We start from the raw sequence: 4,355 nt of genomic DNA on the forward strand, positions 1-4,355 counted from the left end.
CAAGCGAACCAACAAATCAATGAAGGGGGTCAGTTCTTCGTTTCGCCTACGGGGTCAAATCTTCACTTCGCTTGACACCGACCTTTCTCGAGCCACGCCGCATGGCAGAGAAGGCCCTGACGGCCGTGATCCAAGAAGCATACATCCAAGGGATCTCGACCCGTTCGGTTGATGATCTCGTCAAAGCGATGGGTATGAGCGGAGTGTCCAAAAGCCAGGTATCGCGACTTTGCGAGGAGATCGACGATAAGGTCAATGCTTTCCTCGAGCGGCCTATTGAAGGTGACTGGCCATATCTTTGGGTGGACGGCACCTACCTGAAGGTGCGTCGCGGCGGACGCATCGTGTCCGTCGCGGCATCATTGCGGTCGGCGTCAACACGGACGGCCGCCGTGAGGTGCTTGGCATGGAGGTCGGCACGTCGGAGGCAGAACCAATCTGGACCGAGTTCCTGCGCAAGCTGACGCGGCGAGGCCTGCGTGGCGTCAAGCTGGTTATCTCCGATGCTCACGAAGGCGTAAAGGCTGCTGTTTCCAAGGTCCTGTGCGCCACCTGGCAAAGATGCCGGGTTCACTTTGCCCGCAATGTCCTGGCGCACGCAGGCAAGAGCGGCAGACGCGTCGTCTCAGCCTTCATTGGCACAGCCTTTGCCCAGGAGACACCCGAGGCTGCGAGTGCCCAATGGCGCACTGTTGCCGACCAGATCCGCCCCAAGGTCCCTAAGCTCGCGGCAATCATGGATGAAGCCGAACACGACGTCCTCGCCTACATGAGCTTTCCCAGGCAGCATTGGGCCAAGTTGCACTCTACAAATCCAATCGAACGTCTAAATGGCGAGATAAAGCGGCGCACCGATGTCGTCGGTATCTTTCCCAACGACGACGCAATCGTCCGACTTGTTGGCGCATTGTTGCTAGAGGCCAATGACGAGTGGGCCGTACAACGGGCTCGTTACATGACGCTGGAAACCATCGGCCAAACGAGCGATGATCCGCTCATCAGTTTGCCCGCAGTGGCAGGCTGATCTGCCCGGCCAATGCCGGAGAGTGCGGCGACCAATGCCGTCACCTACACCCAAAGGGGCACGATCGACCCCGTCGCACCCAACGCGCTCGCCTAATCGCAATGAACTGTTTTTGATGCGAAAAGGTCTCCCTCGTTCAACGAGCACAGAAGTTAAGATGCTATCATTTCGGGAAAGCTGCTGTTTAGATTTGTACGGCACAAGGGCGGAGCACGGAGCAATCGATGAAACAGAGCCCAGATCGCAGGCGGAACCCGCGAAATATCCAAGTATGGAGCGGACGTCTGCTCGTTGATGGCCTAATTCTAGACTGCGCCGTCAGCAACGTCGCCGAGAAAGGTCTGAAGGTGATCACTGAAACGGGCATCGATCTGCCGGAGGAAGCCATCATCGAATATCCCGATGGCTCCACCCGCCGATGCTCTGTCAGATGGCGAAGGCAGAACGAGGTTGGGCTCAGATTGCTCGATTGAGTGCTACGTCCTTAGCCGACCCTTTTTCTGACGAGGCGATGGCGCATTTAGACCCGTACGCGCCACTACTAATACTTCTAATGGTGCCCTCGCTCAGGAATTGAACCTGGATCTCCTGCAAACGAAGCAGTTGCTCTGACATTGAGCTACAAGGGCAGAGCCCGCCAATGTCACGCCCGTTGGCTTGCATCAAGTCAGTTTTCGGGCAGTGGTTAACGGCCAAACGGGACCCGCCTAATCGGGCTTCTTGATTGAGCCGTACAAGCGTCTTATTCTAATCAGGAAGGATCACATTGCTGTCTGTGCGATCCTTCGACGGCTTCTCCCCGGGCACATGCGACATTGTGCGGGTCCGGCTCTGAAGTTCGCCGTCCTTTACGCGCGTCTTGGTCTGCGATTTGCTGAAGGTGCCCTGGTCCATCGCCTGAGCCTTGGATTGGGCCTTCAACTGGTTCGGGTTCTCGTTGATCTTCGTGCGGCTCTGCGTTTTGCCGGCGGCAGCAGCGGCACTGCCGCCCGATGCAATCGAGGCGGTGGTCCCGTCGTCGGTCACGCAAGCGCCGGCTGTTCCAATCGTGCTTGCCGATGTCCCGTCAGCCGCAGCGCTTCCGCCTGTTCCTACCGTTCCCGCCGCGTCACATTCTTGAGCTTGTGCCGGAGACAGGCCGATGAGGGCAAACGCCGCTGCAGATGCAAGGAGGCTCGTTCGATACATGATAGATCCCTTTCACTTCGTCGGTTTCGTGATGTCGCAGGTGCCGTCTGACCGACGGGTGATGATCGTTCCGTCTGGCTGGACGATGCTCGCGGTGGAAAAGGCGTGACCGCCGGACGAGCTGGAACTGGATGTCGTCCCACTTGAGGCTGATGAACCGGCAGTGGATGACGTTGATCCCGCGCCGGTCGTCGTCGTGCTGGTTTGGCCGCCGACGCTTGTCGAGGACGTGACCTTGCCGCCACCCACAGTGACGGACGAGGATAGACCGCCTGCAGCACCAGCCTCGCTGTTGTCGCTGTGGATGATCGTGCAGGTGGTGCCGTCCTCCAGCGTCACCTGCTCGGATGACGCGGCGACCGCGATGCCGGCGACCAGGATGAGCGGCAAGGCAAGCGGCTGACCCAAAACTCTATGGAATAACGTCATGATCTCCTCCCTGGAGAGGTTGGTCCCGGTGACCCGGAACCAACCAGAGACTTGTTAGCAGCTGCCATCGTCCTTCTTGGCCTGGCCAGGAGGGCAGTCCTTGTTGCTCACGTCGTCCTGAGCCGCGCCAGCAGCGCTTCCGGCAGTTCCGACAGAGCTGCTGGAGGTTCCGCCACCGGCGCTCGTGCCACCGGTGCCAAGCGTGGAGGCCGACCCGGAACCGCTTGCCGAGCCTGCAGCGGATCCACCGGTGCCGACAGAGCTGCTCGAAGTGCCGCCGCCGGCCGAGGTGCCACCCGTGCCGAGCGTCGAAGCAGAGCCGGCGCCATCGCTGGATCCGGCAGCGGATCCACCGGTGCCGACAGAGCTGCTCGACGTGCCGTCGCCGGCCGAGGTTCCGCCGGTGCCGAGCGTGGAGGCAGATCCCGAACCGTCACCGGAGCCAGCCGCCGAGCCGGCAGTGCCGACGGAGCTGCTGGTCGTGCCACCACCTGCCGATGAACCCCCGGTACCAAGGGTGGATGCAGAGCCAGAACCACAATCGGTGGCGCCCGGAGCACAATCTGTGGTCCCAGCAGAGCTGCCGCCTGTGCCGATTGTGCTGCTGGAGGTCCCGCCGCCCGCGCTCGTGCCACCGGTTCCGACGGTGCTACTAGTCTGAGCGTAAGCTGAAAGCGTCGTCCCGGCGAGCAACGCCGTCGCAAGTGCAAGTGGGGTCACAAACTTCATGGGTGTTTCCTCCTGATTTTTCATACGCCCTGGTCGAATGCCGGAGCTGCAAACGGAACACCTAGCCGTGACCCCTGTTCCCGCCTGAGGCTTCAGTCGCACGAGCGTTAAGACCTAAGTCTGATGCCGGGGAGGGTGGGAACGGATTGGGAGCCGTGCGACCCAAGATGTGTTCAGAAGCAGCTGCGGAGGGCGGGCTCCCTCACCACTGTCCTGCATCAATGGCGGTCGCTTGGCCCGAACGTGCGAGCGCAGGTCATTCCATCGATTAGACCTGGCCACCCTCCGTTGTTGCAAGTGCGCACGGGGGAAGGATAGCATTTTTGCGTTCGCAACTGCGGCCGCGATCTCTCTGGTTGATTTCTGGCCCTGATGCAGCTCTCACCGGTCATTCAGCAGGGAATGGCCGCTGCCAACGCGGAAGTTGCCTTTCACATAGAGCCGCCTCACCGTCGGAGGCTTCAACGCTAGGGCACAACTGAAGATTGACGTAAGTTTGGAGGAGCAAGATACTGGCTCAGTCCCGGTATCCCATCCAGCAACGGCGTGAGATAATCAATCTCATAACAGAACTGTCTGTGGAGTGCCGCTTGGTTCGCCAGGACTGCCGTCATCAGCGCTAGCGTGAAGCCGAGGCCAAGGCTGACTATGGTAACCCATGTGATTGCGGATACCGCCACATGCGCCCACAGAGCAGGCTCTTGGGCTGCCGGCGCGATCTTGATCCTTGTCTTGTCCATAGCGGAGAAGCTCACGATAACGAGCTTTTGAATGCCAGTTGAGAGACCGCGAGGGCAGACGACAGCGTTTCCTCTAGTTCCTTTGGAGAGAAGGGCTTGCTCAGCACGGGAGCATCGGAGAGCTCAGCAGGCAAACCGTTCCTTCCGTACCCGGTACTGAACATAAAAGGCACGCCGCGGTTGCGCAGGATCTCAGCGACCGGAAAGCTCCGCTCCCCACCGAGGTTGATGTCGAGGACCGCCAG

Annotated in this window: 4 protein-coding genes, 1 tRNA gene and 2 pseudogenes; 2 read left to right on the forward strand and 5 right to left on the reverse strand. The window is 60.2% G+C overall.

Annotated elements, in window-relative coordinates; all coding sequences use genetic code 11:
• Positions 1-77 precede the first annotated feature (77 nt).
• Both MUU54_RS24365 and MUU54_RS25170 read left to right on the forward strand, forming a co-directional pair.
• Positions 78-1,024, forward strand: a pseudogene (locus MUU54_RS24365) (IS256 family transposase); the annotation flags it as partial.
• 224 nt (positions 1,025-1,248) lie between these two features.
• Positions 1,249-1,497: a PilZ domain-containing protein gene (locus tag MUU54_RS25170; RefSeq protein WP_354532497.1), complete on the forward strand. Its 249-nt coding sequence runs from the start codon at positions 1,249-1,251 to the stop codon at positions 1,495-1,497.
• 81 nt (positions 1,498-1,578) lie between these two features.
• Here the strand turns inward: MUU54_RS25170 and MUU54_RS24370 are convergent.
• From MUU54_RS24370 to MUU54_RS24390, 5 genes and pseudogenes are all read right to left on the reverse strand, one after another.
• Positions 1,579-1,653 (reverse strand) — tRNA-Thr (locus MUU54_RS24370).
• Positions 1,654-1,771: 118 nt separating this feature from the next.
• Positions 1,772-2,212 carry a hypothetical protein gene (locus MUU54_RS24375; RefSeq protein ID WP_247246519.1) on the reverse strand — a complete coding sequence of 147 codons (441 nt, stop codon included), beginning with the start codon at positions 2,210-2,212 and terminating at the stop codon, positions 1,772-1,774.
• 12 nt (positions 2,213-2,224) lie between these two features.
• Positions 2,225-2,641, reverse strand: a complete 417-nt coding sequence (locus tag MUU54_RS24380; RefSeq protein ID WP_247246520.1) for a hypothetical protein — start codon at positions 2,639-2,641, stop codon at positions 2,225-2,227.
• Positions 2,642-2,947: 306 nt separating this feature from the next.
• Positions 2,948-3,370, reverse strand: a pseudogene (locus MUU54_RS25235) (hypothetical protein); the annotation flags it as partial.
• A 751-nt stretch (positions 3,371-4,121) separates the two neighbouring features.
• Positions 4,122-4,355, reverse strand: a 234-nt coding sequence (locus MUU54_RS24390) for a response regulator (RefSeq protein WP_512700477.1), incomplete at its 5' end; no start/stop codon positions are given.

Source organism: Pseudorhizobium tarimense (genome assembly GCF_022968135.1).
Taxonomy (GTDB): domain Bacteria; phylum Pseudomonadota; class Alphaproteobacteria; order Rhizobiales; family Rhizobiaceae; genus Neorhizobium; species Neorhizobium tarimense.

Bases quoted from the DNA above. Each gene is read 5' to 3' on its own strand.
- MUU54_RS25170 (WP_354532497.1), top strand. From the start codon at position 1,249: ATGAAACAGAGCCCAGATCGCAGGCGGAACCCGCGAAATATCCAAGTA.
- MUU54_RS24375 (WP_247246519.1), bottom strand. From the start codon at position 2,212: ATGTATCGAACGAGCCTCCTTGCATCTGCAGCGGCGTTTGCCCTCATC.
- MUU54_RS24380 (WP_247246520.1), bottom strand. From the start codon at position 2,641: ATGACGTTATTCCATAGAGTTTTGGGTCAGCCGCTTGCCTTGCCGCTC.